20 protein-coding genes are annotated in these 26,143 nt (G+C 43.9%); 8 read left to right on the top strand and 12 right to left on the bottom strand.

Features of this window, described 5'->3' with window-relative positions; genetic code table 11:
* The first annotated feature begins 17 nt into the window (after positions 1–17).
* Positions 18–689 carry a nicotinamide riboside transporter PnuC gene (gene pnuC, locus QUA44_RS17840; protein WP_333252798.1) on the top strand — a complete coding sequence of 224 codons (672 nt, stop codon included), beginning with the start codon at positions 18–20 and terminating at the stop codon, positions 687–689.
* The gene (locus QUA44_RS17835; protein ID WP_333252800.1) at positions 686–1,696 is read left to right on the top strand and encodes an AAA family ATPase; all 1,011 of its coding nucleotides are present in this window, start codon (positions 686–688) and stop codon (positions 1,694–1,696) included. Before pnuC ends, QUA44_RS17835 begins: the two co-directional genes overlap by 4 nt.
* Before the next feature lie 160 nt (positions 1,697–1,856).
* On the opposite strand, the gene QUA44_RS17830 is transcribed toward QUA44_RS17835, so the two are convergent.
* The 4 genes from QUA44_RS17830 to QUA44_RS17815 all read right to left on the bottom strand — a co-directional run bounded on the left by QUA44_RS17830 (position 1,857) and on the right by QUA44_RS17815 (position 3,869).
* On the bottom strand, positions 1,857–2,249 hold the full coding sequence (locus QUA44_RS17830) for a hypothetical protein (protein ID WP_333252802.1): 393 nt from the start codon (positions 2,247–2,249) through the stop codon (positions 1,857–1,859).
* 62 nt (positions 2,250–2,311) lie between these two features.
* Complete coding sequence (locus QUA44_RS17825; RefSeq protein WP_333252804.1) at positions 2,312–2,605, bottom strand: nucleotidyltransferase domain-containing protein; 294 nt, start codon at positions 2,603–2,605, stop codon at positions 2,312–2,314.
* A 227-nt stretch (positions 2,606–2,832) separates the two neighbouring features.
* Positions 2,833–3,315, bottom strand: coding sequence for a transposase (locus tag QUA44_RS17820; protein WP_333252806.1), 483 nt, complete (start codon positions 3,313–3,315; stop codon positions 2,833–2,835).
* Between the two features lie 119 nt (positions 3,316–3,434).
* Positions 3,435–3,869, bottom strand: coding sequence for a GMC oxidoreductase (locus tag QUA44_RS17815; protein WP_333252808.1), 435 nt, complete (start codon positions 3,867–3,869; stop codon positions 3,435–3,437).
* A 375-nt stretch (positions 3,870–4,244) separates the two neighbouring features.
* Here QUA44_RS17815 and QUA44_RS17810 point away from each other — a divergent pair, with 375 nt between their 5' ends.
* The 4 genes from QUA44_RS17810 (at position 4,245) to QUA44_RS17795 (ending at position 9,380) form a co-directional block, all read left to right on the top strand.
* The gene (locus QUA44_RS17810; protein WP_333252810.1) at positions 4,245–5,594 is read left to right on the top strand and encodes a branched-chain amino acid ABC transporter substrate-binding protein; all 1,350 of its coding nucleotides are present in this window, start codon (positions 4,245–4,247) and stop codon (positions 5,592–5,594) included.
* 215 nt (positions 5,595–5,809) lie between these two features.
* On the top strand, positions 5,810–6,886 hold the full coding sequence (locus QUA44_RS17805) for a branched-chain amino acid ABC transporter permease (RefSeq protein ID WP_333252811.1): 1,077 nt from the start codon (positions 5,810–5,812) through the stop codon (positions 6,884–6,886).
* Between the two features lie 72 nt (positions 6,887–6,958).
* A complete protein-coding gene (locus QUA44_RS17800; protein WP_333252813.1) occupies positions 6,959–8,524 on the top strand; it encodes an ABC transporter permease subunit in 1,566 nt (521 codons plus the stop codon).
* A gap of 19 nt (positions 8,525–8,543) precedes the next feature.
* Positions 8,544–9,380: a class I SAM-dependent methyltransferase gene (locus tag QUA44_RS17795; RefSeq protein ID WP_333252814.1), complete on the top strand. Its 837-nt coding sequence runs from the start codon at positions 8,544–8,546 to the stop codon at positions 9,378–9,380.
* A gap of 122 nt (positions 9,381–9,502) precedes the next feature.
* Here the strand turns inward: QUA44_RS17795 and QUA44_RS17790 are convergent, their stop codons facing one another.
* From QUA44_RS17790 to dpdE, 5 genes are read right to left on the bottom strand one after another with little or no spacing between them, the layout of a single operon-like run.
* Complete coding sequence (locus QUA44_RS17790) at positions 9,503–10,213, bottom strand: hypothetical protein (RefSeq protein WP_333252816.1); 711 nt, start codon at positions 10,211–10,213, stop codon at positions 9,503–9,505.
* Positions 10,214–10,218: 5 nt separating this feature from the next.
* Entirely contained in the window at positions 10,219–13,320 is a 3,102-nt protein-coding gene (gene dpdH, locus QUA44_RS17785) for a protein DpdH (protein ID WP_333252818.1), read from the bottom strand.
* On the bottom strand, positions 13,320–14,204 hold the full coding sequence (dpdG, locus tag QUA44_RS17780; protein ID WP_333252821.1) for a protein DpdG: 885 nt from the start codon (positions 14,202–14,204) through the stop codon (positions 13,320–13,322). Before dpdG ends, dpdH begins: the two co-directional genes overlap by 1 nt.
* Positions 14,201–16,747 carry a protein DpdF gene (gene dpdF, locus QUA44_RS17775; protein ID WP_333252823.1) on the bottom strand — a complete coding sequence of 849 codons (2,547 nt, stop codon included), beginning with the start codon at positions 16,745–16,747 and terminating at the stop codon, positions 14,201–14,203. The genes dpdG and dpdF overlap by 4 nt, the downstream gene beginning before the upstream one ends.
* Positions 16,747–20,115, bottom strand: coding sequence for a protein DpdE (gene dpdE, locus QUA44_RS17770; protein WP_333252826.1), 3,369 nt, complete (start codon positions 20,113–20,115; stop codon positions 16,747–16,749). Before dpdE ends, dpdF begins: the two co-directional genes overlap by 1 nt.
* 293 nt (positions 20,116–20,408) lie before the next feature.
* On the opposite strand from dpdE, the gene QUA44_RS17765 reads away from it, so the two are divergent.
* On the top strand, positions 20,409–21,188 hold the full coding sequence (locus tag QUA44_RS17765) for an ABC transporter ATP-binding protein (protein ID WP_333252828.1): 780 nt from the start codon (positions 20,409–20,411) through the stop codon (positions 21,186–21,188).
* Between the two features lie 199 nt (positions 21,189–21,387).
* Here the strand turns inward: QUA44_RS17765 and QUA44_RS17760 are convergent, their stop codons facing one another.
* Positions 21,388–22,251, bottom strand: coding sequence for a PEP-CTERM sorting domain-containing protein (locus QUA44_RS17760; protein WP_333252830.1), 864 nt, complete (start codon positions 22,249–22,251; stop codon positions 21,388–21,390).
* Between the two features lie 484 nt (positions 22,252–22,735).
* On the opposite strand from QUA44_RS17760, the gene QUA44_RS17755 reads away from it, so the two are divergent.
* Positions 22,736–24,163 (top strand): tyrosine-type recombinase/integrase, encoded by a 1,428-nt coding sequence (locus tag QUA44_RS17755; protein WP_333252832.1) that lies wholly within the window; start codon positions 22,736–22,738, stop codon positions 24,161–24,163.
* Between the two features lie 476 nt (positions 24,164–24,639).
* On the opposite strand, the gene QUA44_RS17750 is transcribed toward QUA44_RS17755, so the two are convergent.
* Together QUA44_RS17750 and QUA44_RS17745 are read right to left on the bottom strand one after the other, a co-directional pair.
* Positions 24,640–25,206: a hypothetical protein gene (locus QUA44_RS17750; RefSeq protein ID WP_333252834.1), complete on the bottom strand. Its 567-nt coding sequence runs from the start codon at positions 25,204–25,206 to the stop codon at positions 24,640–24,642.
* Positions 25,207–25,711: 505 nt separating this feature from the next.
* Complete coding sequence (locus QUA44_RS17745; RefSeq protein WP_333252836.1) at positions 25,712–26,023, bottom strand: hypothetical protein; 312 nt, start codon at positions 26,021–26,023, stop codon at positions 25,712–25,714.
* Positions 26,024–26,143 lie beyond the last annotated feature (120 nt).

Here is a 26,143-nt window from a genome sequence, read left to right as displayed (position 1 = left end):
CCGAAATCGGGATTGCCATGAAAAAAGCCAACCTGCAAAACTTAATCGGCTTCGCAGCAAGCATCTTCTTGCTCCTGCTTTCAGTGCAGCGGTTTGTCCCTATCCAACTCAACTTAATCGAAGCGATCGCCGCGATCGCTTCTGGTTGGAGCGTTTGGCTGCTGGCTAAAAACAATCCCCTCGGCTGGTGGGTCGGCTTAATCGGAGTTATCGCCTACGCTGCAGTGTTTTATCAAGTTAAACTTTACGGCGAAGTTGCGATTCAATTCTTCTATTTAATCACGAGCTTGCAAGCAATTTATATTTGGCTGCGGGGCGGCGAAAACAGCACAGAAAAACCTGTATGCCGAATTTCCCAACGCTGGCTTATCTTCACAGGCGTCTTAGTTACAGTTGGCGTATTTGGCTTGCGAACAGTATTAATATCTTTGGGCGGCGCAGCACCTTTTTGGGATGCCATGACCACCATATTAAGTGCGATCGCCCAGTTGTACCTGATGGAACGCTATCTCGAAAGCTGGTATTTGTGGATTGTTGCAGACACGATTTACGTTCCATTGTATGCCTCGCGCGGGCTATATCTGACGAGTATTTTGTACGCGATTTTTTGGTTGATGGCAATTTACGGACTGCAAAATTTCCAGCGAATTTACTCGGAAGAAAAGTTAAAACAGCAGCAATCTTTATGAGACTCGGTGTTACTGTCGGCAAATTTTACCCTTTCCACAAAGGACACGACTACTTAATTCGAGAAGCTAAAAAGAAGGTTGACCGTTTAATCGTTCTCGCCTGTTACAAAACAAATCAAGCAGTTGCAGGAAGCGTTAGAGCCGACTGGATTCGGTTTTTGCATCCCGACGCAGAAGTTATCGAAGTTCTTGACGATTTGCCGGAAGCCCCCGAACCTTGGGCTCAGAGAACTCTTGAGGTGCTTTCCGGGCGAAAACCTGACATCGCTTTTACTTCGGAAAATTACGGTGAAGCTTGGGCAAAACTGATGGGAGCTCAACACTGTGCAGTCGATCGCGAACGGCTCAGATTCCCGATTTCTGGAACGCAATTGCGATCGAACCTAGCCGAACACTGGCAAATGCTGACTCCCCCAGCCAAAGCTTATTTTGCCAAACGAGTCTGCGTGCTGGGTGTAGAATCGAGCGGCACGACTACCCTAGCACGATCGCTCGCACAGCACTACCAAACTGTTTGGGTGCCCGAATACGGCAGGTGTTACTGGGAAGGCCGGCAATATTCGCCCGATCCTGAAATTTGGGACAGCTATGAATTTGTAGAAATTGCCAAGAAACAAGCTGTTATAGAAGACCATATGGCTACTCGCGCTCACAAAGTCGTTATTTGCGATACAGATTCTTTAGCTACTTTTATTTGGCACAAACGTTACGTTGGTTCAGAACATCCGACGATCGAGCAAATTGCAGACAGCCGCCGCTATGATTTGTATATTTTGACTCAGCCGGATTTCGGGTTTGTTCAGGATGGAACGCGAGAAAGCGAACATTTACGGATGACTATGCACGAGTGGTTTGTTGAGGTTCTTCAGAAGAAAGGAAAGCGGTATATTAATGTCGGAGGAAGGCACGAGTTGCGAATGTCGGAGGCAATTGGGGCGATCGATTCGCTGTTGGTGTTTGAAGCGTTAAAGGAAGTTTACCCAAATTTTTGCGAACCAGTAAACTAGGGAAAACATTTGTAACAATATTCCCAACGACTGGTGGAATGTCAACACCGAGCGATCGTACTATGAAGATTTTAGTGTCGATCGGTCAAAGGAAAAAAAGGATTCCGATTTGATGGCGCAGTCTAGTTGATATTTGGGGAACAGTTCGTAATCGACAGCATCACTCAACCTCATTAGATAAACTCTCAAACCACCAGACTAAGGTACGGACATCATCGAGCGCCTGCGTTAACCGATCGCGATCGCCCGTCCAATCGCCATACTCCCCGTGCTCGCCCGCCCCCGACACTATGATGTACTCCAGGAACGGATCGATCTGCACGAGAAACCCACCACTAGACACGTTAAACACCGCGTAGACATCCTCTGGCTGAACAGACCATCGCAAAAAAACGACGCCCGTAGCCAATGCTGGGAATTCGTTGAACACTTCACCGAAGAAGCGTTGAGCGAACGCAGGGGCGCGGGCTAAAGCGATGTCTTGTGGCTCAGTCCACCACGGGCCCTTTGTCTCGCGGCCACAGCGAGGATCGTGTTCTTCAAATTTGTCCATAAGGAATTTCCTCTCTCTTCTCTTCCTCTGTGCCCTCTGCGCTCTCTGTGGTTAAATCATTCCTATGAAACTGTAAACGATATCAGCCTTAAACTCCTGAATCCGACCAATTGCTTGCGCCATATCCCAAAGTGAAGTGCTATCCCGATCGCCCGCTTGGATAAATCACTCGATAGGTTTTCAAAAGCAACCAATACATCCACATTACTATCAGGGCGAAAATCATCCCGCAGTACCGAGCCAAACAGGGCAAATTCGACAATGTTCCAGCGCTGGCAAAATCGTGCGATCGCATCTAGAGAGACTTTTAGGCGATCGGTAACAACATATTCTAAATCTGATTGCAACTCAACCATCCGCGAGCTAACCTCCAATCTTGTAGCCAACGTCTTTTAATTTTAACATCCCAGGTCTGATTGACATTCTGATGCTAATATTTGAAGTAACTTTTACTTCGGAAATAGCTGGCATCATTACCCGACATTTGGGACAAAACCAGCAAATTTTTTGTTTGTGAATGTGCCGCAACAATGGCTCAGAACAACAAGGACATTCCTGCATTCTCTTTTACCTATATAATTAATTAGGGAAAAACTATTTTAGGAGCAGCCATATGTCCTAAATAAAGATAGGCAGCCGATCGCAGCACAATTTCGGAATAGAGAATCTTTTGGATGTCTAAACTTGGCGCACGTTTTGCAGTGAATTTGTAAGCCACGATTTCCCCTTCCAAACTGAATTCACTATCCGTCAAGTAATGGTCGTAATCGTGCATTCCCTGAAAAATAAACCCGTAAATGGGATTGGGATAAACCGAAGAATCGTAACTTTCAGCAGATACCCAAAGTTGCCCTTGTTTGATATCTGCAAACATTTCTTCTGCGTTTTCGTAACGCATATAATCTGAAAATTGTAGATTTAAAGGCAATTGCTGGAACTCACCCATTAGCCAATCACAGAGTTGGGCGATGGTTTGATCTGAAATTTCGGCTGGCTTACTTTCCAGATAGAGTTTGGCGAGAGTTTCTACTTTTAATGCCGTTAAGTTTGCTTTTGTGAGAGTCATATCGCTCCCCTCCTAACCTTGAACTACCTTTATTCTGACAGTTTTTATCAACAACTGCTATGAGCTAGCTCATAGTTGAAAAAAAATAGTCAAGGCTATTTAATCGATCGCACTCCCTGTTAATTTTCCATTGCCAAACGTACTTGCTGTGAAACGCAAGCTGTGGCTTTAATTAAATCGGCTGCTTTTTCGCCGATCGCAATTATCGGCCCATTCGTATTTCCTGTGGTGATTGTTGGCATGATTGACGCATCTACCACACGCAATCCCTCAACTCCATGTACCCGTAATTCGGGGTCTACAACCGCCATTGAGTCGGTTCCCATTTTGCAGGTGCCGACAGGATGAAACACCGTACTGCACGTTTCCCGGATGTAGGCTTCGAGGGCTTCATCGCTGTTAACATCCGCACCGGGAGCGACTTCCTCACCCCGAAACTCATCAAAGGCACTTGTCTGAAACAATGTGCGGAGTAATTTAATTCCTGCAACCAACTTTTGCAAATCGGATTCACTGTGGAGATAGTCAGAGCGAACGCATCTAAATATACTCACCGCTGATGAACAGTGTTCAATAAGATGCGCTCCCCCTGCTGGGCCAAGCATACCCAGGCGAATAAGCCATTTTTCAAATCTAAATTTTGGCAATCGCCGACATTGACGTAGTGACAAAATGCAGATGGCGCAAGTAATATTATGTCAAGTATTTAGTGATGATGCTATTTCTATCGTTGCAGTTCAAGCATTGTCAATAAATACTCAAAAATCTTAGCACGTAATTGAATCAGATATGACCCAATTCCCGACCTTCTTGTGGCAGCAGTGTATCTTTGAGAGTTGACACAAATTTTTTAAACTTGTGCTAACTCTTGACTTACAGACTTACAGAGTGAAAATATGCTAAGACGCAAGCAACAAACAAACCAACCTATGAACTTTTCCCAGAAATCAGGGGGCAACAGTGCCACACACTCAACAACCCACACAACCCAGAATCCGGGCGCGGCCCGATTGCGGACAATACTCCTCGCCGCTGGCATAGCCTCTCTGTGCGCTAGCTGTCAAAATCCTCAAGCACCAAACGCCACAACTCCCGGAGCCACTCCAGCAGCCTCTCCCGTCGCAGTCAGCGCCCCCGGAGACGCAAATACTGTCAAAATTGTCTCCATGCTCCCCATGACAGGCAGCGCCTTGGGTCAATCTCAAACAATGGTCAACGGCATCAAACAAGCACTCGCCGAAACCGACTCCAAAGCTTGCGACGGCAAAATCAAAATCGAATACGAAGTGCTCGATGATGCCACCGCCGCCGCCGGCAAATGGGACCCCGCACAGGTAACGTCCAACTCTAATAAAATAGTCGCTGACGGTTCGGTAGTTGCCGCTATCGGTCACTACAACTCCGGTGCAGCCAAACTTTCCATTCCCGTGCTCAACCAAGCTAACGTCGTGATGATCAGTCCGGCAAACACCTATCCGGGACTGACTAAACCAGGAAAAGGCGAACCCAAAGAACCCAACGTTTATTATCCTGCAGGCACTCGCAATTTCACCCGCGTTGTCCCTGCTGATGACCTTCAAGGCTCTGTTGCTGGAAATTGGGCGAAATCTTTAGGCGTACAAAAAGTCTTCATTCTCGACGACCAAGAACTCTACGGGAAAGGTATCGCTGACGTTTTTGAAGCAACGGCTAAAAAGTTGGGAATTCAAGTCTTGGGTCGGGAGGGAATTGATATTAAAGCTAGCGACTACAAGGCGTTAATGAATAAGATCAAAGCTTTAAATCCAGACATGATTTACTTCGGTGGCACTACTCAGAGCAACACGGGACAAATAATTAAAGACATGAGAAATGTCGGGATGGCGGCTGATGCAGTTAAGTTCATGGGGCCCGACGGTATCAAAGATCAAGCTTTAATTGACGCAGCAGGCAAAGATGGCGAAGGTGTTTACGCTACTTTTGGCGGCTTGCCTGCTAAAGAATTGACTGGTGAGGGGGCCAAGTGGTACGCAAGTTACAAGGCAAAATTTAATGCTGAACCGGAAGCTTATACAGCTTACGCTTATGAATCTGCTAAAGTGGCGATCGCCGCAATCAATAAAGTCTGCAAAAATGACCGCGCTGCGATCCGCGATGCTGTCTTGGCAACTAAGGATTTTAATGGGGTACTCGGCAATTGGAGTTTTGACGCTAACGGCGACACGAGCTTGACTGTAATGTCAGGAAATGTTGTTAAAGGCGGCAAGTGGGATTTTGTCAGCGCGCTGAAGGCGGAATAATGGATAATTGGGAATTGGTCATTAGTCATCGGTCATTAGTCATCGGTCATTAGTCATCGGTGATTGGTAATAACTGAGAAATCATCGCTAAAAAATAATAGCTGTCGGAACACGAAAAATGCCCAATTCCCAATTCCCAACTCCCAATTCCCAATTCCCAATCCCCAATCCCTAATTTCCAATCCCTAATCCCCAATTCTCAATTTCCCAAAATTATGAAAAAATGGCAGAGTATTCTTCTATATCTAGGTGTAGCTTATATAGTTTTGTTGTTAGGGCCGATCGCCGGATTTGACTTGCCCAAAATTATTGGGGAAATAGCCAGCAACCCTGAAGTTTTGATTCAACAATTATTAGTTGGGCTTGTCAACGGCGCGCTGATTGCGATTATTGCTTTAGGTTATACGATGGTTTACGGCATTATTGAATTAATCAATTTTGCTCACGGCGATTTGTATATGTTGGGAGCTTTTGCTTCCCTAACTGTGTTCGGGGCTTTTGGTATTCAAGACGGCGCACCTTTAGCTGTTGCTATACCGGTGATGTTAGTTGCTTTAATTGTATGTTCGGCGTTTTGTGCGGGGCTGAATATTGTTGTGGAAAAGTACGCTTATCGGCCTTTGAGGAATGCTCCGCGTTTGGCTCCTTTAATTTCGGCGATCGGGGTTTCTTTCATTTTCCAAAATATGGGGCTGTTTTGGGGAGGTTTAAAAGCTTTTATTCCGGTGATGGGTTCTAATTCGGCTGCTCCGAAAAGTTTTCCCGATTTGTTGCCCAGAGTTGATATTCTCAAATTTTTGGGAATTGAAACCAGTATTGTATTTACCACTAAGGATTTAATTGTGTTGGTGGTGGCGGTTGTATTGATGGTTTTGCTTCATGTGTTCGTGCAGTACACTCGTCTGGGAAAGGCGATGCGGGCAACTGCTCAAAGCCGCGATGCTGCTAAGATTATGGGGATTAATGTCGATCAGATTATTGCTCTGACTTTTTTGATCGGGGGAGCTTTGGCTGGTTCGGCTGGGATTCTGGTTGGTTTGTACAACAATACTATTGTTTTTACGATGGGTTTTACGGCGGGCTTGAGAGCCTTTACGGCGGCGGTTTTGGGTGGAATTGGTAATATTGTCGGGGCGATGTTGGGAGGGGTTTTGATTGGGGTGCTTTCGTCTTTGAGCGATCAGTATTTGTCGAGTCGCTGGACTAATGCTTGGGTATTTGGGGTTTTGGTGGTGATTTTGGCTTTTCGGCCTGGAGGTTTGTTGGGCGAAAATGTTCAGGAGAAGGTGTAATTTTGGGAATTAGCAATTAAACGATCGGCTTTTCGGGCAAGCTGTCAACTGTCAACTGTCAACTGAATAATTATGTCAAACAAGATAATCCAAGCAATTAAATCGATCGGTATATTAGGCGCGATCGCCTTTTTGACTGTTGTGTTATTCGGCGGTTGGAGCGGCACCGTCATCGGGTGGCTGATGGGTACGGCTGCGGGCTTCATTAGCTGTCAAGAGCAAAAGGTTCACAGCCCGAAAATGGGTGCAACCGTCGGTAGTTTCGCAGGTTTGGGTTTGGGCGTTTGGCTGTTGGTTGCTAGCGTACTAGAAGGGGTTTTAGTTAGACCTTTTTCGGGTCAATCTGCTGTGGCTTTGCCGACTACTTTGCTGTACGGGATTTGCAGTTTGGCGATCGCACTTTTGACAGCTACACTAATGGGTGCTTTGCAGGGTTTGCAAGGAGAACGCCAGCGACAGGCTACTCTGGTGACATTAGCTTTTATCTTAATTTTGTTTCCGTTTATCGACCTCGAAGCTCAAACTGGCTGGATTGCTACTGTAGTACAGATTCAAATCTTTATTATGCTGGCGCTGGGTTTGAATATTACTGTCGGTTTTGCGGGTTTGTTGGATTTGGGATATGCTGCATTTTTTGCGATCGGCGCTTACACGACAGCTTTGCTATCTTCCGGGCAAGTAAATATTGCTTGGAATTTTTGGATCGTTTTGCCGATCGCCGCCGGTGTAGCTGGCATTGCGGGCGTTATCTTGGGTATTCCCACACTGCGACTCAAGGGCGATTATTTGGCAATTGTTACCCTCGGTTTTGGCGAAATTATCCCGGTGGTATTTCGGAATTTAACCGACATTCGGATCGAGGAACCAATCTCGAAGATTGTCGCTTTAATTTTTGGCAAGCCGGAATTGGTGCTGTGTCTGGTTGGGTGCGATCGACCTTTTAACCTCACCGGCGGCGAAGCGGGCATCAACCCGATCGCGCGTCCATCTCTCCCCATCATCGGCACATTCAGCACCGGCAACTACTTTCCCTGGTACTACCTAATTTTACTGCTAGTCGTCTTCGCTTACTTCATGATTTCGCGGCTCCGAGATTCCCGCTTGGGACGGGCTTGGAATGCCATGCGCGAAGATGAATTAGCGGCAAGCGCAATGGGCATTAACCTGGTCAAAACAAAACTTTCGGCTTTTGCGATGGGAGCGACCTTTTCGGGGTTTGCAGGTGCATTTTACGCTGCCTATATCAGCGCGGTTTTTCCCAGCGTCTTCGATTTTTCAGTCTCGGTGATTATCCTGTGCATGGTGATTTTAGGCGGTTTGGGCAACATGACCGGGGTGATTTTAGGCGCTATCATTATCATGTCTGCCGATCGGCTTTATCTTCCCCAACTCGCCCAAGTCCTCAAAGGTTTCCTGAATACTTTTGTACTTCCCAGAATAGCAATTCCCCAGTTAGCCGACTTTCTCGCCACCAGTTTAGACCCGATTCAAATGCGCTTATTTCTATTCGGTTTAACTCTAGTTGTCATGATGATTGTGCGGCCAGAAGGGTTGATTCCCGATAAAATTCACCAAGCTGAATTGCATTCTGATGATGAAGCGAGCAATGAATCTTTAGCAGATGCCAGAAGTCAATAGTAAGGGTGAAAGATTAGCCATGAACAATGTAACTGGTACTGCTTTTATCGTTGCGGAATTTAGAGCAGAAGAAAATGAAGAAAGTGCACCGCTTTACACTGATAATGTAGTCAAAATCTGGCTGAATGAGGAAACAAAAGAAATAGCTGCCGAAATAGCTCAAAACTCTCCCGCTGCCAAAGAAATGGTTAAACTGCGGACGAAATACTTTGATGATGTTTTATCAAATCAAGTTTTAGGAGGTTGCAAGCAAGTAGTTATTTTAGGTTCGGGCTTAGATACTCGCGCTGCGAGAATCAATGGAGAAAGAGTCACTTATTTTGAAATAGACGACCGCGCTACACTGCAATTAAAAGAAGAAACTCTCACCGCCAACAAAGTTAGTGCCAATGTCCGCTACCTTGGCGGCGATTACGTAAAAGACGGTTTAATCTCATTGTTGAAACAGAGTGAATTTGACTTCGATATACCGACATATTTTTTGTGGGAAGGCAACACTACCTTGCTTGCCAAAAAAGATGTAATATTTGCGTTGAAACAAATTCGTGACAATGTGAATAGTTTTCGATTGTCCTTTGATTATATGTCAGAAAAAGTGATTTTGAGGACGACGGGCTACCAAGATATCAATGATTACATAGATAAATACGAAAGTATGTATGCACCGTGGATTACTGGGTTTGACCAAATTGCCACTTTGGCTGACGAACTCAATCTCAAACTTATTGAGAACTTCTCAACGGCTGATTTGCACGCACAATATCGCCCTCGCCGTTCCCTCGAATCTAATCTTTTTAAGTTTTATTTTGTTTGTACATTAGAGAATGTAGTAGGGGGCGTCAGTCAAGAGATTTGACTAAACTAAAACAATTTGCTGCTGAGGCATTTTACCAGAGTAAAGACGATCGCACTTTGTCTGTACGCTATAAAATGCAGGAGGGTGCGTCAGTGATTTCTTAAACAATCGCAAACCATTTATTAGGTCAAGCGAATTCGTAAAGAATCAATAAGACCATGTTTAGCCAACCAATCTTTTACCTCTGGCGTTAAAAGTCCCAGGGTAGCACCCTCATTAGCAGCCACTCTCAGAAAACAGAGCACTGCTTCAGGAACCTCATCAGCATTTAAGCCATCCCAGCACTGCTTTAATTGCTCAATTAGCCGATCGACTCTTTCAAAATCATCACTGCTTTCGGGAATTGAGTTTGATTCCTGAATTTGCAAATATAAACTTCTAATCCGTTGGACAGTTGGCTTAAATGCCGAAACTTTATCCAATAAATTCAGGATTTCATTATTAGTGCTGGGCATTTTTTGACTTCGGTAGAGCTGCCAAGATTGATCCAATTGCCATCTCAGAGAATTTTGTAATTGCTCTATCCTAGAAGTGAAATTCTTTTTGTTGAAATTTTCATTGGGTGGTATAATCCATTCAGGATCTTTTTTAAATTCTGCCTCAACATTAGCAATAAATGTCAGCAGAATCTCAGCTTTTTGAGTTAAATCAAAATTGGTAATTCCTTTTTGGCGAAAAGCTCTCAAAGATTGAACAAGAGGTAGAGTTTCAGCGACAGCTTGCTCAATCTGTTGTTGTCTAGATTGAAAACCTTGCAAATTTTCTGCATATTTCTGAAGATTAATTCTCTTTTGAGATAACTCAATCAGTTGAGTGGATTTTTGTAAAATCATATTATCTATCCTTTAATTTCAGTAATTAGATTTCGCAGTTTAGCCAATCCATCTTCAATAGCCCTATGGCAAGATTCTACTGTTGCACCACCAGACACTTCTAAATCTTCAATTCGGTTATTCACCTCGGTTATAGAAGCATCAAGAAAATTGTTAGTGCTGCCGACAAATTCGGAAGCCTCTGTCATTGCTTTTTGATGATTTTCGCTGAGATACTTAAGCAGCTTCCCCGGTTTACTATCGGGATTATCTTTCTCAGCTTGCACGCGCTTCATTGTGTCTAAATAGCTAGAACGCCCAACTCGTTTAAACTGTTCCAATACTGATTTTAGCTCAGCGAGACTCTTTCTGCCTCGAAATACACCAGCTTCTTGCGAGCTATCGATCGCCTGTTTTACTAAATCGGTAACATCTTTTTTCTTGATGTCTTCCCCTAATTCAGCTACTAGAGAATTGTAAACAGCAAGTTGGCGATCGCACTCTTCCTGAATGGCTTTTTCTAGGAGTTCGTCTGCTGCTTGACGCGCTTTATTAATTTCGGGAAACTTTTCTCGAACATCTGTCGGAATTTCAGATTGAGGTTGCCAAGATTTGCTAACTTGTTTCAATGGGTCGAGGATTTGTACAACATCAATAATCTGAAATTGTTTGGAAATTCCTTTTGTGCAAGCTGTGCGACTGGTAACAATTTCTAGTAAAGCCTCGCGGTGTTTTTGTAAGCTAGTAAATAGCTTTTTCCAAGTAGCTGAACGATTTTCTAAATCTTTTGCCTCTAAATCGAGAAACAAACTATTAATCAAATCTTCCATCGAATTTGTAGGATGTCCGGCCATTGTTGCTGCGATCGCCAGGAGCTCAACAGCCGCAGGGACAGGGTTCCAGGGTTCCCCAGACTCGCGGGGATACAGGCGAATTTGCTCTAGGACATATTGGCTCCATTTTTCCAGTTGTTTGGCGTAGGTGCGAAAGTAGCGATCGCCATCGGGGAACTTCCAATGCTTGTAATGCTTGTATTGTAAAATGCCTTGGAAGGCGATCGCGCTGTCTCCAAAATCATCTTTATCCTCGGGATTAAGGGGAAGAGATAGTTTAACTCCAGAAATCGTTTCTCTCGTAACTTTTGGGCTGTAAAAAGTAATATTTCTTTGCTTAAAGTATTTGCTATCGCTAGTAGCAAAAGTCCCCTGAATTAGCATTTCTGTATCCCATTCTATCCGCTCAACAATAGTTGAGTAAATCAACGGTCGCAGTTCTCCAGCGATATCTTGTGAGAGAATTTCTTGATTATTCCAGCTATCAAGAAATTCTAGTTTTTTAATCAGCCTTTCTGGAATTTGTTCGGCTGTTGTCCGAAAATTTTCAGCTTGTGGTTGTGGCTCAACTTGATAATTACCAATTGGAAACCCCGACTCTTTAGCAGGCGGAAGTGATGAAGAGGTTTTTGTCGGCTCAACCTTGATGCCAAGCGCAGGAATATCAAATGCAGTGTGAACTTCTAGACGAAGTAAGTCGCAAAGCTCGTTACTATCCGTCCACAAATCGAGGAGAATCTGTCGGCGCTCATAACTTTGTGGGTCTTTGGCTTTAATATCTGCTTGCAGCATTGCACTCAGCCGCATCTTGCCAAAATGTTCCCGCAGAGAAATAGAAGGAAAGCGTCCTTGTTCGATATCATCGCGAGAATTTTCTAGCGTCCACTTGAGAACATCTTTAATTAAAATGCGGGGGTTAAAATCTTGAGGATTTACTCTAGCAAGCATCTGTTGTAATGCCTTCGGATTGAACGGATACAAACCAAAACCGTCCGCTTCTCCAAAGCCTGCATGACAATCTCGTTGATGTTCGCATTCACTGCAAGCACTTGTAAGCGATTCCCTTTCTGAGTCTTCCTCTGTTCTGATAAAATTAGCCCAGTTGCGAATTGTTTTATCTTCTAAGCGAACAGCATTTAGATATCTAGCCACGAATTTCTGGATATCTCCCTGAGTTATTAAAGATTGTTCGCCCACTGTACCGATATCTAGATTGACACTGAATGTAACACGAGTCCGCACAGTGTCCCTTAAACTTTGAAAATAACCTGTAGTGCAGGCTAATGCAGTTCGGATCGGACATAATTGTTTGCGTCCGGGTTGTTGAGGGCGCGCTAAAACAGCTTCTAAAACTTCGCGGTCAATTCCTTGCAATTTGGCAAAGTCTTCAATCAGTAAAACTAACTCTATTTCTTGTTCTGCTAGAGTTTCGCGAACTTCTCGGATTAATCTTTGCAAGTCTTCCCGTCCGAGGCTCAAAACCTGAGCGATGGCTTCATCTAAATGCCGATTTAACCAATCTACAGTTGCCTTTTGGGTATCCTCATCGGCGATTAAAAAGCTATAAAAATCCTGTGCTGGCTTCCCAGCTTTTTGCAAGTCTAAAACATTTAGAGGCAAGTCAACAAGCGAAAATTGCCGCCGTTCTTCAACAATTTCTACCGTATCTCGATCTCCGAGAATATGGACAACTAATTTATGAATAATACCTCCATCTTTTAGCCAGTGTTTTCGGAAAAATGGATCGTATAGTAGAGAGTCAACAGTATCAACGAGGTAATCTTCCAATTCAGAAAGTTTACTGCGATCGCGCTGACCATTAGGGCCAACCGCAGCAGCAAGCTGATTCAGAAGTTGTTCCCGCGCTTGCGCTTCAGTCAAGGTGCTAGTGGCTCGATTTAGGCGTTTTCGATATTCATCAAAGCTGGATCCTTCCATCCCTTCTAATATTAAGCTGATAATATCTTTGAGATTTGTTCCAATTTTGGGAATGAGCAAAACTCGGCGCTTGTCGGTCGATTTTATATTGGCTGCTAACCAGCGAATGAGGTGAGATTTTCCCGTTCCCGAACTTCCTAAAACTGGTACAAAGGCGAAATCTTTTTCAGCGAGAAAGTCTTTCAGAAATAGTTCTTCACTGTAGGGAATTCGTGACGGTGCTTCGATAAGTTCCTGGCGGTACATCGAGATCGAATGGTGAGTTGCCAGAAATATATGATCCGGAGTTTGGGTAGCCTCCACATTCATGACGCGACGAACGCGCTCTAACTCCCAGCAAACAAATTTTGTAAACATTATGGTTCTACTCCTGTCCAGATAATATGAGAAATGCGTTCTGCGTTACCTACCCTTGGAAGGATGAATAAATCGGCATCCGACTCTTTTATAAGCTGGATGCAGCCATCATCCTGAAGGCGAAATAAAGCAAAAGCCGTGCTAGTGGATAAATGATTGGGTAAGCGAAAACCGATTTTTTCTTCAACCTGTTCTCGAAATTTGCCACTTTCAAACACCGGGCATTTTTTAGCTAAACGATCGACAAACTCTCCGATCGAAAGTTTAGCTTGTACTTCTCCTTGAAATAACTCTTTTAAATTTCGTCTGAGATAAGCAGTTGGCTCAGGAACTATTATTTTGTCCCCTCCTAAAGCATGGCCCCAAGCAAACCCTAAATAACACATCCAGTCCGCGACTTGACCGAACAGACTATTGCTGGATATTTTCAAATCTAAAGACTCAGCAACTCTCTGTTCTGCGACACGCTGTTCTACTTCTTCCCACGTACCGGGAGCATCATAAATATCTTGGGCTAAATACCATGCTATTAAGCGACCTAAATCTTCTTCATCTTCGTTATCAGAAGCGAAAAATAGCTGTACCAGCGTATCCGGTAACAACTTATCGCCAGTTTGAGGATGTCTGGATGCTTCGGGAAGATGACCATTTATAGCAATCTCCTCGTTTTCTTCGATTAATAAGTCGCACTTGATACTTTCTCGGAGTGCAGCATCAAACATCGGATGTTCGGCACTTTTGTTTCTCCCTTCTGATAATTTTTCTGGAGAAAGCAGGCGAGTGAGTTTTTTCCTGTTTTCACGCTGCTTGGGGGCTTGAAGCAAATATCTAAATATGCCTCGCATTCGGCTAGGAGTAGCCAAAGCAGTTTTTAATACGCTCATAAATTAACCTCCGTGCAAAAGTGGTTAAACATAAAGTATTTACCTGAAAAAATATCGATCAGCTTGCGGTCATTGCGACTGGGATCTCGTGTATCTAAGGGAAGCACGATAATCAGCGACGCCTCAGAATTTCTGTTTGGTGACAGATAGTTGTCAGGGAGGCTCTTTCCGGGCGGATGAAAGATGAGGGTAGGAATGCGCGGCATCAGAATGGGTTGGTATTTTTCAAACAAGAATAGAAAAGCATCGGCCCTTTGATTTAGGTCTGCGATCGCTCTACTCTGAAATTCATCATAAACCACCAGATTATTAATTCCCTGCTGGATTAACCACGTAAAAAATGTAGGGCTTTTGAGTTTCCAGCTTTTCTCTTCCAGAGAGTCGTAAAAAATCAGCATTAATTTATCTCCTGCTAGCATTTTTTTTAGTTCTTCACCTACTAAAAAATTAGGCTTTTGCCATACAGGTGATGGTGCGGGCATAATTCCCGAAAATCGTGATTCCCCCTTTTTTCTGCACACAGGACATCCACCACAAGCAGGAGAAATCCTAACCATTTTTCTCGGTTCTGGTATTGCCCGATCGCGTATTGTGTAAGCTTCAGCTAATATTTCCGAAATACAGCGTTCTGGTCGTAAAGCCTCGCGCATCAATTCCAAGTTTCTATAGCTCCAGTTTTGGCGTTGCTGGCGAATTGGTTCTACTTTATTTACCCAGGTTTGGACTTTCAGGTGCGAGGCATCTAAAATACGAATAAATCGGGTTTCTCGGTGCAGTTTCCAAGCTTTTTGATAAGCGTCTTTCGATTGAAATTTTATTTTTAACGGCGGTCGCTCCGAATCAATTTCGATTAAAGCGGCCCGACTCATCAGCGTTAAAGTGCGGATGTTCCAAGCCTGATTTTCTTGGCTGTTCATGTCAATATCTGCTAGTTGTAAAGATGGAGGAATATTGACTGGAACGCGAAACCGCCCATCGGGAAGAATTGTTTTATTTAAAAACATACTTTGCCACCGCTGCAAACCCCGTTCGATCGTAATTGCAGAATTTTCATTAAGATACTTGGCAATTCTTAGGTCTTCCGTGGTATGCAATGTGAGCGAGATTGCTGCCTTGCCATCTCGACCTCCTCGACCGACTTCTTGATAGAAACGATCGATAGTTTCTGGGATGCAGGCATGAATTACGGCTCGAACATCTGACTGATCCACGCCCAATCCGAAAGCCGAAGTAGCAACGACTATATCAACTCGTCTCTCGCGCAAGTCTTCAATCAGTTGAGAGCGTTCTGCTGGGCTAGAATCTCCGGTCATAATGGCACACCGCTTGAATCCAGCACGCAACAAATCCTGTTCCCATCGCCTCACATCTTGGCGTTTTGTGGCGTAAACAATCAGAGGGCGAGGGAGATGATAAACAGCTTCAATTAGTCGCTCTTTTCTGATTTCTTCACTTTGACACCAAGCAAACCAGTAAGAGGGTTCTGGTCGCAACTGCACGGCAGATATCACTTGAAACGGGCCGGGTTTGCCGAATAAAGTTTCCAGGGTATCCAAACAAGATTCGGTTAAGGTTGCAGTCAGCAATAAAGTTGTAAAAGAAGTTAAACGCAACAAGTCTCTTCGCAAGCCGGGAAGTTCTTGGAATTCTGTGCGAAATTCATCGCCCCACTGCTCGACAATATGAGCTTCGTCTATTACGAAATACCTCAATCTTTTTAAACTTGCGGCTTCGTAAATAGCAGGTGCAAGGGAACTCATCAAGCTTTCGGGTGAGGTAAAAACGATGCGCTGGGTGCCGTTGCGAATGCGATCGCGAATTTCTTGCCGTCTCTGTTGTCCTTCCTCAGACTCATCGCCATAATAGGCAGTTGGATGGTCGATAAAAGGTTTTAAAGCTCGTTCTTGGTCGATCGCTAGTGCTGTAGTCGGCACAACGATCGCACTAACACCACCAATTTGCGATCGCAAAAGCGCTGGCAATTGAGCGCAGAGACTTTTTCCCGAACCCGTAGGCAGATTAATCACAAGTGTCGAATTCTCAGGCGCAGTCAAAACAGCACGAATTGCTTCGCGTTGCCCTACACTCCGATATTTCTTCAAATCCACCAATTCCAGAAACGGATCTCCCGCTACAGGCTCGTAGTTACGGCGATTTTCCTCTTTAAATAAGGGTTTGTCTGGAGGATATAGTTCGGAAAAATCCAGCCAATTTGGTTGCCAAGGATCAGCGCTAATTAAATAATAATCCGAACCTTCACGCAAAATATTGATACCGCTTTGCAACCAAATTTCGCGATTCGGGAAAGGAGAAGTCCGACGTACTTTTATAGTTTGGGGCATTCCGCCCTGCAGCTCATCTTCCCGCCGCAGTAGGTGACGCACTAAAGCAGCAATATCCCCTTTTTCTGGCGCGTCAGGAGTTCCCACAGCAGCCAAAGCATCAAGCAAACGCCTTTGACAAGCTTCTGAAAACAGACTTGTATCAGCAGGTAGATTACCTGTTTGTAGAATGTCTCTGAACTCTTGGAATGAATCAGCCATCACTCATCCCCCTCTTTCAGAAATTGAACTGGAACTCGCCCAGAAACAATGATGAATCCTACAGAATCAAGCTTGATTCGGGGATGGCGAATTCCTTCTAAAATAGCTTGACTTAAAGCAGTTTCTATGTTTACTTCTTGCGCTAATAATGAATGCGAAGTTTGTTGGCTTTGAGCTAAGCGGTTAAGACGCAGGCGCAGTTGATCAAGTCTTTTTCCTAGTTTCTGTTCGGCAATTTGGGCCTGTTGTTCGCAGAGTTCGATGAAAGAAGTGCGATCGCCCAACAATGTTTCAGAAGCCCGACGCGCCTGATGACAAAATTCTTGCCAATTACTAGCATCAATAAACTCATTCAGAATCGGCAATCGACTTTTCGCCAAGTTGTAATCTCGGCATGGATGACTGCTTTTACCTTTATAGGGACGTTGCAGGATATTCAAAAGGGCTTCATCTTCAACAATGCTCATTGGTTCAGAGCGAGCATCCATGAAAATTGTCTCTATAATTGGGGGAAGTAGCGCATCTGTACGTCGCTTTAGAGCCTTGTATTGGTTATTATCTATCGAAAAATCTGTTAAAACTTTTTGGGCTATCTCTAAATTGGCTTCGACTATATAATTAAAGCGAAAACCGAACCATTCCATCCCTTCCCCAGCATCCCAAGATTCATCGCATCGCCATAGAGCAAATGCTTGACCCCTGTCATCCCAATGGATATAAGATGCTAGTGCTTCCACAAATTCTTCCCCAATACGGTAGAGGTTGACACCAGGATATTTAGTTGATATTCTCCGGTTATAAGTACCAGAGGGTTGTGCATAAGCAGCAAAGCGAGTTTGCAGATCGTGGATGGGAATTAGAGTGCGCCTAGTAGGTTGATAACGCCCTACTTTTTCTAAATTGGGATCGTCAATTTGTTTGAAGTGCAGTGCTTGACATATCCAGTCTTCTGTTGCTCGTTTAATTTCCTGATGGCGAGCATCATAATCATCTAAAGTTTGAAAATATTGGGTAGCGTTTTCATCCTGGGCATCTATTTCATCTAAAGCGTTTTGTTCGCTAATTTTTACCTGTTCTTCAGCAATTTCTTGTTGGATAGTCCCTATCATTTCCAATAATCCACTAGCACCAGATTGAAACAGAGTGGTTAGCAGTCCTGGTAGTTTTTCATCTACATAAAACTGGAGACTGGCAATTGATTGATGAAAGATGCCGAAACCGTCTTTTAATAATTGATACCAAGCATCGTGAGGGCTATCCTCTAAGTCTGAGCCTGCGAATACTGTAAATTGAACATTTAAAGGGCGACCAATGCGATCGATCCTACCAATCCTTTGTTCTAAACGATTTGGCGACCAGGGAAGATCGAAATGAATCATCCAATCAACAAATTGAAAGTTCCGACCTTCTTCAGCAGAGGAATCGCAAACAAGGATAAAACAATTTCGGTCATTTTTGAACTGGTTGAGGCTTTTCTCAACATCAGAACGAGACAGTCCTAATTGATGGCTAGCTACAGATGCCTGACCAAAGGTATCTGATAAGCACCGGAAAATTTCAGCGCCTGTTTGGGCAAAACTGGTGAAAATGACAATTTTAGGTAGGGGAGTTCCCGATATCGGTCTGCGAATTTGCTGTTGCACCTGTTCGAGCAATTTATGAAGGTTGCTGCGATAAGATTGAAGTTTAAAAGTTTCTGAAAGATGATACAGTATCACTATCTTTAGTAATTCGAGGCGAGATCCTTCTTCTGAAGGTTGCTGAATAATCCTTAGTAAAGATTGCAAAATCTGTTCTTCCCCAGAAAATTTAGGGGTTTCTGTCAGAATGCGGATATTATCAGCACCAAATTCTTGAATCAAGGCAGAATGGGAGATGGCGCTTAAACGGGTTTCCAGCACTTGCGCTAAAATCCCTAACCAAGTCCCGCTAGCACGGAATAAAAGTAGAAAAATTTGCTGATATTGTTGCTGTTTAGGAGCGACTGTGCGCCATTCATCAATTAGTTCGTGAATTTGGGGCGATCGCTCATCTAAGTCATACTCTACTTTTGGTGTCACATTTCGGGCAAAAATTACATCTTCCACCGCAGCGCGACGGTTGCGGAGCATTCGACGGTGTAACCGATAGGTGTCGCTGATGTGGGTGCGAATCGATCGCACAATTCGATCTCGATCGGCCGGGAGTGTTTCTGGAGAAAGCAAACAATTTTGTAATTCGTCTACGAGATTTAGCAGATATTTATCTTCAGCAAAAAGGTTTCGCAGTTGGTTGAGGTTAGTTTTAAGCACAAACGGATTTGCTTTCTCTTTAAATGAGAGTAAAACTCGACCAATTTGTTGGCGGTTTTTCACCCTCGCACGAAAACCTTCTAAATCATCAAGTTGGTAGGTGATCGGATCGAGTAAGTGCAGCATCGCCAGGAAATCTTGCTCGTGATTGAGAACTGGAGTTGCAGATAATAGAAGTAGGCGATCGCTTTTATGAGCGAGGTGTTTGCAAGTCTGGAAAAGCCTGCGCTGTATCGAATCTGAAGAGGTCGCCATTGCTGCAATATGATGTGCTTCATCTAAAATCAGGAAGCCCAAATCGGCATTCGGGCTGACTTGATCGACATCCTCAACTGCAAGTACCTGAACACGATTGTCCAAGTCAGAGACATAGAATTTATGTTCTAATTCTTGAAGCCACTGTTCCCGCAGGTATTGCGGTACAAGCACGACTGCACGTCCCTGCGGTTCATCGAGTAGATACTGGCGAAGAATAGCGCCTGCTTCGATCGTCTTTCCCAGTCCAACTTCATCAGCTAAGAGGTAACGTTGAATGGGGTCTTCGAGTACGCGACGGACAACTTCAACTTGATGAGGATAAAGGTCAATATTGGCAGAAATCAGCCCCGTCATCCCGCGACTGACAGCGCGTTGTTCGATGAGACACTTGACAAAAGCTAAACGTCGATCGTGAAAGTAGGGCGTTTCCTGACCTTTCATCGCTAGAGTTTCGATGGGGTCATCGATGGGTAGGTTGCAACGAACGTAAATTTCCTGTTCAGCAACTAATGCTATCTTTTTATCGGGTAGATCGATCCGATACTGACCTTTGTCTTGATCCCAGTCAAAAATTCGGCCAATTATCCATGTATCCTGGCTTTCTGGCTGGATGTAGCATCGTGTCTGAGGCGGGAGTTGAACTCTATAAAGCGAAGTTAAGGGTAAGGTTTTTTCCAGGCGTTGCCCAATTGAGCAGAAGTATTCAACCGTTGCTGTAGAGTAGGATAGCTCGGTAACTTTTCCGATTCCTAAGTCGTTGTTTGGTGATTTTTCTGCGGAGACGCTTCGCGATCGCACCAGCAAACCAAGCTTCATCATAGTTTCGGCCTCTACACTACCCCTTACTAGAGTAGCCGATCCTCCTGAAAAACTACCCGTGTAATTTAATTTTCCACCCTTTTTATCCTTAAACTCAAGGGGAAACCTTAAACCGAAACGCAGTCATGAAGCTTAGCCCAAGACTTTCTGTAACGCATTCCGATGCCCAAATCTTTCGGTGTGGTAACCAGCATCCCACCACAGCCAAGCTGACGCACTTTAACCGAGCGGATTTGGTATTATATAGAATCCGAGCTATAACAACTTAACTAATATTAGGAAAAAATACCAAAATGTCATTATTAGAAGCACAGCAACTTACAATGCGATTCGGCGGTTTGACGGCGGTCAACCAGGTTAGTTTAACCTTGGAAAAAGGCTCGATCGCCAGTTTGATCGGCCCCAACGGTGCGGGGAAAACCACGTTTTTTAATATGCTGACGGGTATCTACAAACCGAGTGGCGGTAACTTGCTGCTGGAAAATAAGAATATCACCGGTTTACCACCCGATCGCCTGACAAGTTTCGGGATTGCTAGAACTTTTCAAAATATCCGCTTGTTTAACAATATGACTGTGCTGGATAATGTTTTGGTAGGCAGGCACAGCAGAATGAAAACAGGTTTGTTGGGCGCAATCCTCCGCCCTCCGACTGCGATTATCGAGGAACGGGAAGCTAAAATAAAAGCGCTAGCTATGCTGGATTTTGTCGGTTTGGGCGTGAAGAAAGCGCCGGAGTTGGCAAAAAACCTTTCCTACGGCGATCAGCGCAGATTGGAAATTGCGAGGGCTTTGGCTTCCGATCCGAAGGTGTTACTTTTGGACGAACCGACTGCGGGGATGAACCCGAATGAAACGGCTGATTTAACTCGCTTTATTTACCGGATTCGCGATGAGTTAGATTTGAGCATTTTGCTGATTGAACATGATATGAAAGTGGTGATGGGAATTAGCGATCGCGTTAGTGTGATGGAGTACGGTACTAAAATTGCTGAGGGAACTCCGGCAGAAGTTCGCGCAAATCCTCGCGTCATTGAGGCATATTTGGGAAAAGAAGAAGATGCAAATGGGTAATGGTTAGATCTGAATTGCAAAAATAATTTGGACGATGCTCAGAGCAACATCCCACAATTTTTTTTTATTGTGGGACGTTGCTCTGAGCATCTCCGAAAATTTGATTAAAAAGACTTTGGCAATCTTGTCTCTTATTGTGCGCCGACAGATAAGTCAGGTGTGCACTGCGCCCCCTACGGATTGATATTGGCGCTTTTTCCTAAATTTTTGATTTGATTTCCGACAATTGATTCTTGAGTTTTCGTGCTCTGGCAAACAAACCTAAAAATATTGCAGTACCTAAGACAGTGCTCGGTTCGGGAACTGCTTGTGGTTCTGCTTCTGCTTCTGCGATATTGTTTTTAATTTCTACTAATCTTAAGTTAGTGGCGCTGTCGAATGTCCGCGAATACACCCCAGAAGTATACAGGAGGCTTTCTGCTGCACTTCCTTCAGCCATAAAGTTAAAATTAATTGCTGTGGGATGAAAGCTTTGGCTGGCGGACAAATTGAAATAACTTCCCCCAAAAGAGTCTAAAATGCCGACAACTTCAAAAGAGTCTAACAGAATATTAGTAACAGTGTTGATCAACCCAAAAAATATATTTCCACTCGCTTGGGCGCGTTGGGATTGGCTGTTGTCAACTGATGTTAAAAGATTTAAAACTGTCTGGAAATTGAAGGAAAAAGTTTCTTTAGCGTCAATGTCGAAGTCGCCGATAACTGTTGCTTGACTTTGGGCTAAACCATAATAGCTGCTGCGGCTACCTATGACTTGACTTGTTGAGAGATTTGCTGCTAGCAATTCGTGACAGTTAGATATAAAAACTGCTTCAGCATTTGCTTCGCTAATCACGAAACCGCTGTTAGCTGTCGCAGAAGTATTAGTATTAGTAGATCTACCTGTGTCTGTGGGTCTGTGACTGAAGTTGTTAATGCTTACTTCTGCCGCAGAAGCTGCTATTGTGGCAGCACTGCTGGGCGCTATACCTACAGTCAAGCTGGTGACTACAGGAGTTGCTAATAAAAATGCGTTAGCGAAGCCCTCGAAGAGGATAGCTCTGGTACTGTGATTTAATTTCATGGTGAATCTCCTTAAATTTGCAGAATTTTAAGTGTGGTTCTTTTTGTGATTTGTAGTGGCTAGTTTCCCTTACGTATTCATACTATCTATTTACTTAGACATTTTTGTAAAGTTACAGTCAAGAAATCATTTTTTTAATTAAAAGTTCTGTAAAGTTGGTCTCCACAACTTTTCAAAATACATGGTATTCGATCGCTCGTTGGGTGTTGATTTAAGTAAAAATACTACTTACTCTACAAAAGGTTGATTTTAAATAAATGCAATAAAAATTTATAATGAGTCGGGATAATATAACAAAGGACAAAGCAGAAAGAGTAATTATGTTAGAAATTAAAAACATTCACGTAAACCGTGTCATAGTATTTTCAAACGTAGGCGGCTACAGAAGGCGGCTACGCCAAGAAAAGCTCACTAGAGCGATAATCTAGAAACTGTCTAGAAAACCCTGAACCTTGACAAATCAATACTTTGGAGCAAAACAACCATGAGAGCCGACAAGCGTCCCCAACCTTGTGATGTAACTGTGTACTCTGACAAGGGTTCCCTTGCCTTGCGCTTTCCTAAGCGCCACAATCCGCTGTGGGAACAGTTGGACGGTAAATCGCTCGTTAAGCCCAAGTGCTTGGGAATAGGCAAGTACGGTTACAGGGACAACCCAGATGACTGGAAACGGGCAACACAATTAGCGATCGCACTAGAAGCCGACCTCGACCACCCTGAATGGGAAAAGTTGTTTGACCCTACCCTTGCCAAGTACGGTTTAGGGGGGGGCAAATATGCCAAGTTAGCCGACGTACTCCAATTACCAGGGGCTAAACAGCCTGAACCTGAAATAACTGTAGGGGAGATGTGGGAAGCGTATCTAGAGTGGAAAAAAACTGTTGTTGAAGAAACTACGTTTAAAAAAGCTTTCGGTTGCTTCACTAATGCAATACACGGTAAAGTTTGGAGTAAAAAAACCAAAACCTATGTACAACAAGTCAGCCCTTTATCTAGACTTCCTTTAAGTAACGAAAAAGAATTGGAGCTTTGTTTGTCAAACATAAGTTTGAGCGCTAAATCGTACTTTTTCACTGAACTAAATCAGGCTTTCGAGTTTTGTAAAACAAAAGGGATGTTGGTCAATCCAACTACTGAGAACCCTTTTGTTACAGACAAGTTCAGCGTACCTGCTGTAACAACTCAACAAAAGTACGCGCCTAAAATAGTGAACGGGGAAGAGAAAGAATGGTATGAAGCGCTAGATGAGAAAGACCTTGAAAATGACAGGCGCGCTTTCACTAAGGAGGAGCGAGATATCATTATCAAAGCTTTTTATGAAGGGTCATCATCTAAAGCTTTTTACGCACCTTTGATTGAGTTTTACTTTTTAACAGGTTGTCGTACATCTGAGGCACTACCTCTTACTTGGAAGGATATCGACTTTGAGCGAAACCTAATTCGCTTTAACAAGTCGCTAGGTTCCTGTACCAAAAAAGTTAAAGAAACCAAAACAGGGGAAGCAAGATTGTTTTACTTTAGTGAAAATTCTCGACTGAAAGAGATGTTAGTAAAGTTGAAAAGTGAAACTTCAAGCAATTTAGTTTTTCCTAGTAAAAGCGGTAAGTATCATAGTCAAGCGAGCATCGGCAAAATATGGCTAGGTTACATCCTAGCTAAGACTTTAGTCGATGGAACAGAGTGTACCTACTACTACCCTGGTGTTGTTACTCAATTAGTTGAGTCAGGAAAAGTAGGCTGTTACCTTAGTCCTTATCACACCCGTCACACTTACATCACCCTTACGGCTAATGCCAACAAACACGACAACAACGCACTACTTTATATAGCAACAGCTTGCGGTAACAGTGTTGACGTGATACTCAGGCATTATCTGGGTGCTGCCGAGAATACTCAGATAGCAGAAGTCTAACCCCCACCGACCGCGCCCTAAAAAGGGCGGTTTTTTATTGGCTTACTATTGGGTCGGTAGGACGATCGCTACATTCACACTATCTGCACGATGTGAATAGAGATGTTGGTTCTCTCCTAGTCTTTGCCTGTATTTTCAACTGTAGCCGCCTAACGTAGGCGGCTTGACTTAAAAATGCAGGTAAATAACCTAAGTAGTATTTGTTCGTTTTTGTATAAGAGAAAATATACCTAAACCCTACGGGTTTCGCGAAGTAAATATACGAAAGTATAATGTTGTAATTGCCTAATAAATAAGTGTTTTAGTGTGTATTTTCTGGCGTAGCCGCCTACAGTAGCCGGCTTGACTTAAAAATAGACTAGAGAGAGCAAGTGTAAACCTAAAGTATTTCGATGTCAAAGTAAAAATACTCAAATAAAAAAACCTAGGCAACTAAACCTAGGTCTTCTATTACTTACAGGACTTGCTAGCGTAAATTACTCGCGTAAACAAACGTCGGATATTCTGTCAGCCCAAGTGTGCTTTTTTATGTAAAAATTACCTCGCGGTGGTGGAAACTCCCCATCATAAGCAAACAGGCTCGACCAAGTTTCGAGGCAGTCTTGCTGTCCAAAATGTTGGATATAGGGATACAAATTGAGTTCTTTTGCTTTTACCAAGCACTCAACTAATTCTCGATCGCTTATCCGATCGCAGTGAATCGCGCGGTAACGATAGCAGGTTTTCTCCCAGTCAGCATATGTGGTTTCACTCAACTCTTCACTCACCGCATAATTCCACAGTGCATCAACGGTTGCCACTACGGTAGGAGTAGCAGGTAGGAGCAGGCACATTTTTAAAACCGCTTGCGGTGGTAGCAAAATGAGTTCGTTCGCAGTCAATGGCGTACCTAGTTGCTTGCAAGCATCATCTATTGCCTTGTCGCGCAATACCAGCAACCCGCTCTCGAATAATTCCTTTAGGTAGCTGGGGACTCCATTAATTACAGTTTTGATTTTTTTTGCTTTTAAGCCGTAATAACCCGCCACATCATTTACCGACATTACGGATAGCTCGAAATATTTGCCCCACAGGTGTCTGGGTATTGGTTCGCGGGACTCTTCGATTTGACGGGCTACCGTTGCGTCGTAAAGTATCTCAAGTGCCTTATCGTCGGTGATGCCGTCAAATGTATGGATACGCGCCCACTGTGAAGTAAAAAGCGATACGCGCGTTAAGAATTGTGGCTGTACGTTGCCGCAGGCGTTCTGACAGTCATAATAAATTTGCCCTCAAGCGTTGTAATAGAACGTTTGGGGAAGTCGCAGTTAGCTCGGTGTGAGAAACCTTGCTGGCTGCGCGGAAATCTTCCTCATCACTAGACGATCGCAGCCGAAGTCGGTCGGTGTCAACCCGCAAATTTAGTCATATTTGGTCTATTTCCCACTCTAGCCGCCCAACTTAGGCGGCTACGCTTCAAAATGCTCTCAAATACTCTGTTTTACTATGAACCGAAGTAAAGTCCCCTTTTAAGGGGCCATAGCTTCCTAATTTCCCCTTACTGGGGCCTTACCCCTTCAATATTGCCTCTACTTGCCTCACAGTGACTTTTTTAGTCATAGGGAATAGATTTTTGATGGCTATAGCCTTGTCAGTGATGCCAGCCTTCAGTGCTTCATTCTCTTCCAGTGATTCAGCTAGCTGCTGTTTCAGCTGTTCTATCTCAGCTTTCAATGTATTTGTGTCACGCGCTTCAAGCGATACTGTATCAATCTGACTATCAACTAAACCATTACTTTGTTCCGCTGTGTCAGGCGGTTCAATACCTTTATCGAGTTGACGGGCAAATTCGAGAGTTGCATCAGCTAAAACGATCGGCACTCGGATAGTCCGGGTAGCACCCGAGTGCCAAGGTGAGGAAAACTGAGTTTTCTTAATTGAGTCGATGTGTCCAATTGGGTTAGGCATAGTAATAACTAAGTAAGGTTTATCGCCTGTGTC

This window comes from Microcoleus sp. N9_A2 (genome assembly GCF_036701775.1).
Taxonomy (GTDB): domain Bacteria; phylum Cyanobacteriota; class Cyanobacteriia; order Cyanobacteriales; family Microcoleaceae; genus Microcoleus.
Note: the sequence above shows the minus strand (reverse complement) of the source record. Positions and strands in the feature narration are given on the sequence as shown.

Bases quoted from the DNA above. Each gene is read 5' to 3' on its own strand.
- QUA44_RS17755 (WP_333252832.1), top strand. From the start codon at position 22,736: ATGAGAGCCGACAAGCGTCCCCAACCTTGTGATGTAACTGTGTACTCT.
- QUA44_RS17805 (WP_333252811.1), top strand. From the start codon at position 5,810: ATGAAAAAATGGCAGAGTATTCTTCTATATCTAGGTGTAGCTTATATA.
- dpdE (WP_333252826.1), bottom strand. From the start codon at position 20,115: ATGATGAAGCTTGGTTTGCTGGTGCGATCGCGAAGCGTCTCCGCAGAA.
- QUA44_RS17830 (WP_333252802.1), bottom strand. From the start codon at position 2,249: ATGGACAAATTTGAAGAACACGATCCTCGCTGTGGCCGCGAGACAAAG.
- dpdG (WP_333252821.1), bottom strand. From the start codon at position 14,204: ATGAGCGTATTAAAAACTGCTTTGGCTACTCCTAGCCGAATGCGAGGC.
- QUA44_RS17765 (WP_333252828.1), top strand. From the start codon at position 20,409: ATGTCATTATTAGAAGCACAGCAACTTACAATGCGATTCGGCGGTTTG.
- pnuC (WP_333252798.1), top strand. From the start codon at position 18: ATGAAAAAAGCCAACCTGCAAAACTTAATCGGCTTCGCAGCAAGCATC.
- dpdF (WP_333252823.1), bottom strand. From the start codon at position 16,747: ATGGCTGATTCATTCCAAGAGTTCAGAGACATTCTACAAACAGGTAAT.
- QUA44_RS17790 (WP_333252816.1), bottom strand. From the start codon at position 10,213: ATGATTTTACAAAAATCCACTCAACTGATTGAGTTATCTCAAAAGAGA.
- dpdH (WP_333252818.1), bottom strand. From the start codon at position 13,320: ATGTTTACAAAATTTGTTTGCTGGGAGTTAGAGCGCGTTCGTCGCGTC.
- QUA44_RS17835 (WP_333252800.1), top strand. From the start codon at position 686: ATGAGACTCGGTGTTACTGTCGGCAAATTTTACCCTTTCCACAAAGGA.
- QUA44_RS17750 (WP_333252834.1), bottom strand. From the start codon at position 25,206: ATGTCGGTAAATGATGTGGCGGGTTATTACGGCTTAAAAGCAAAAAAA.
- QUA44_RS17800 (WP_333252813.1), top strand. From the start codon at position 6,959: ATGTCAAACAAGATAATCCAAGCAATTAAATCGATCGGTATATTAGGC.
- QUA44_RS17760 (WP_333252830.1), bottom strand. From the start codon at position 22,251: ATGAAATTAAATCACAGTACCAGAGCTATCCTCTTCGAGGGCTTCGCT.
- QUA44_RS17820 (WP_333252806.1), bottom strand. From the start codon at position 3,315: ATGACTCTCACAAAAGCAAACTTAACGGCATTAAAAGTAGAAACTCTC.
- QUA44_RS17825 (WP_333252804.1), bottom strand. From the start codon at position 2,605: ATGGTTGAGTTGCAATCAGATTTAGAATATGTTGTTACCGATCGCCTA.
- QUA44_RS17795 (WP_333252814.1), top strand. From the start codon at position 8,544: ATGAACAATGTAACTGGTACTGCTTTTATCGTTGCGGAATTTAGAGCA.
- QUA44_RS17810 (WP_333252810.1), top strand. From the start codon at position 4,245: ATGAACTTTTCCCAGAAATCAGGGGGCAACAGTGCCACACACTCAACA.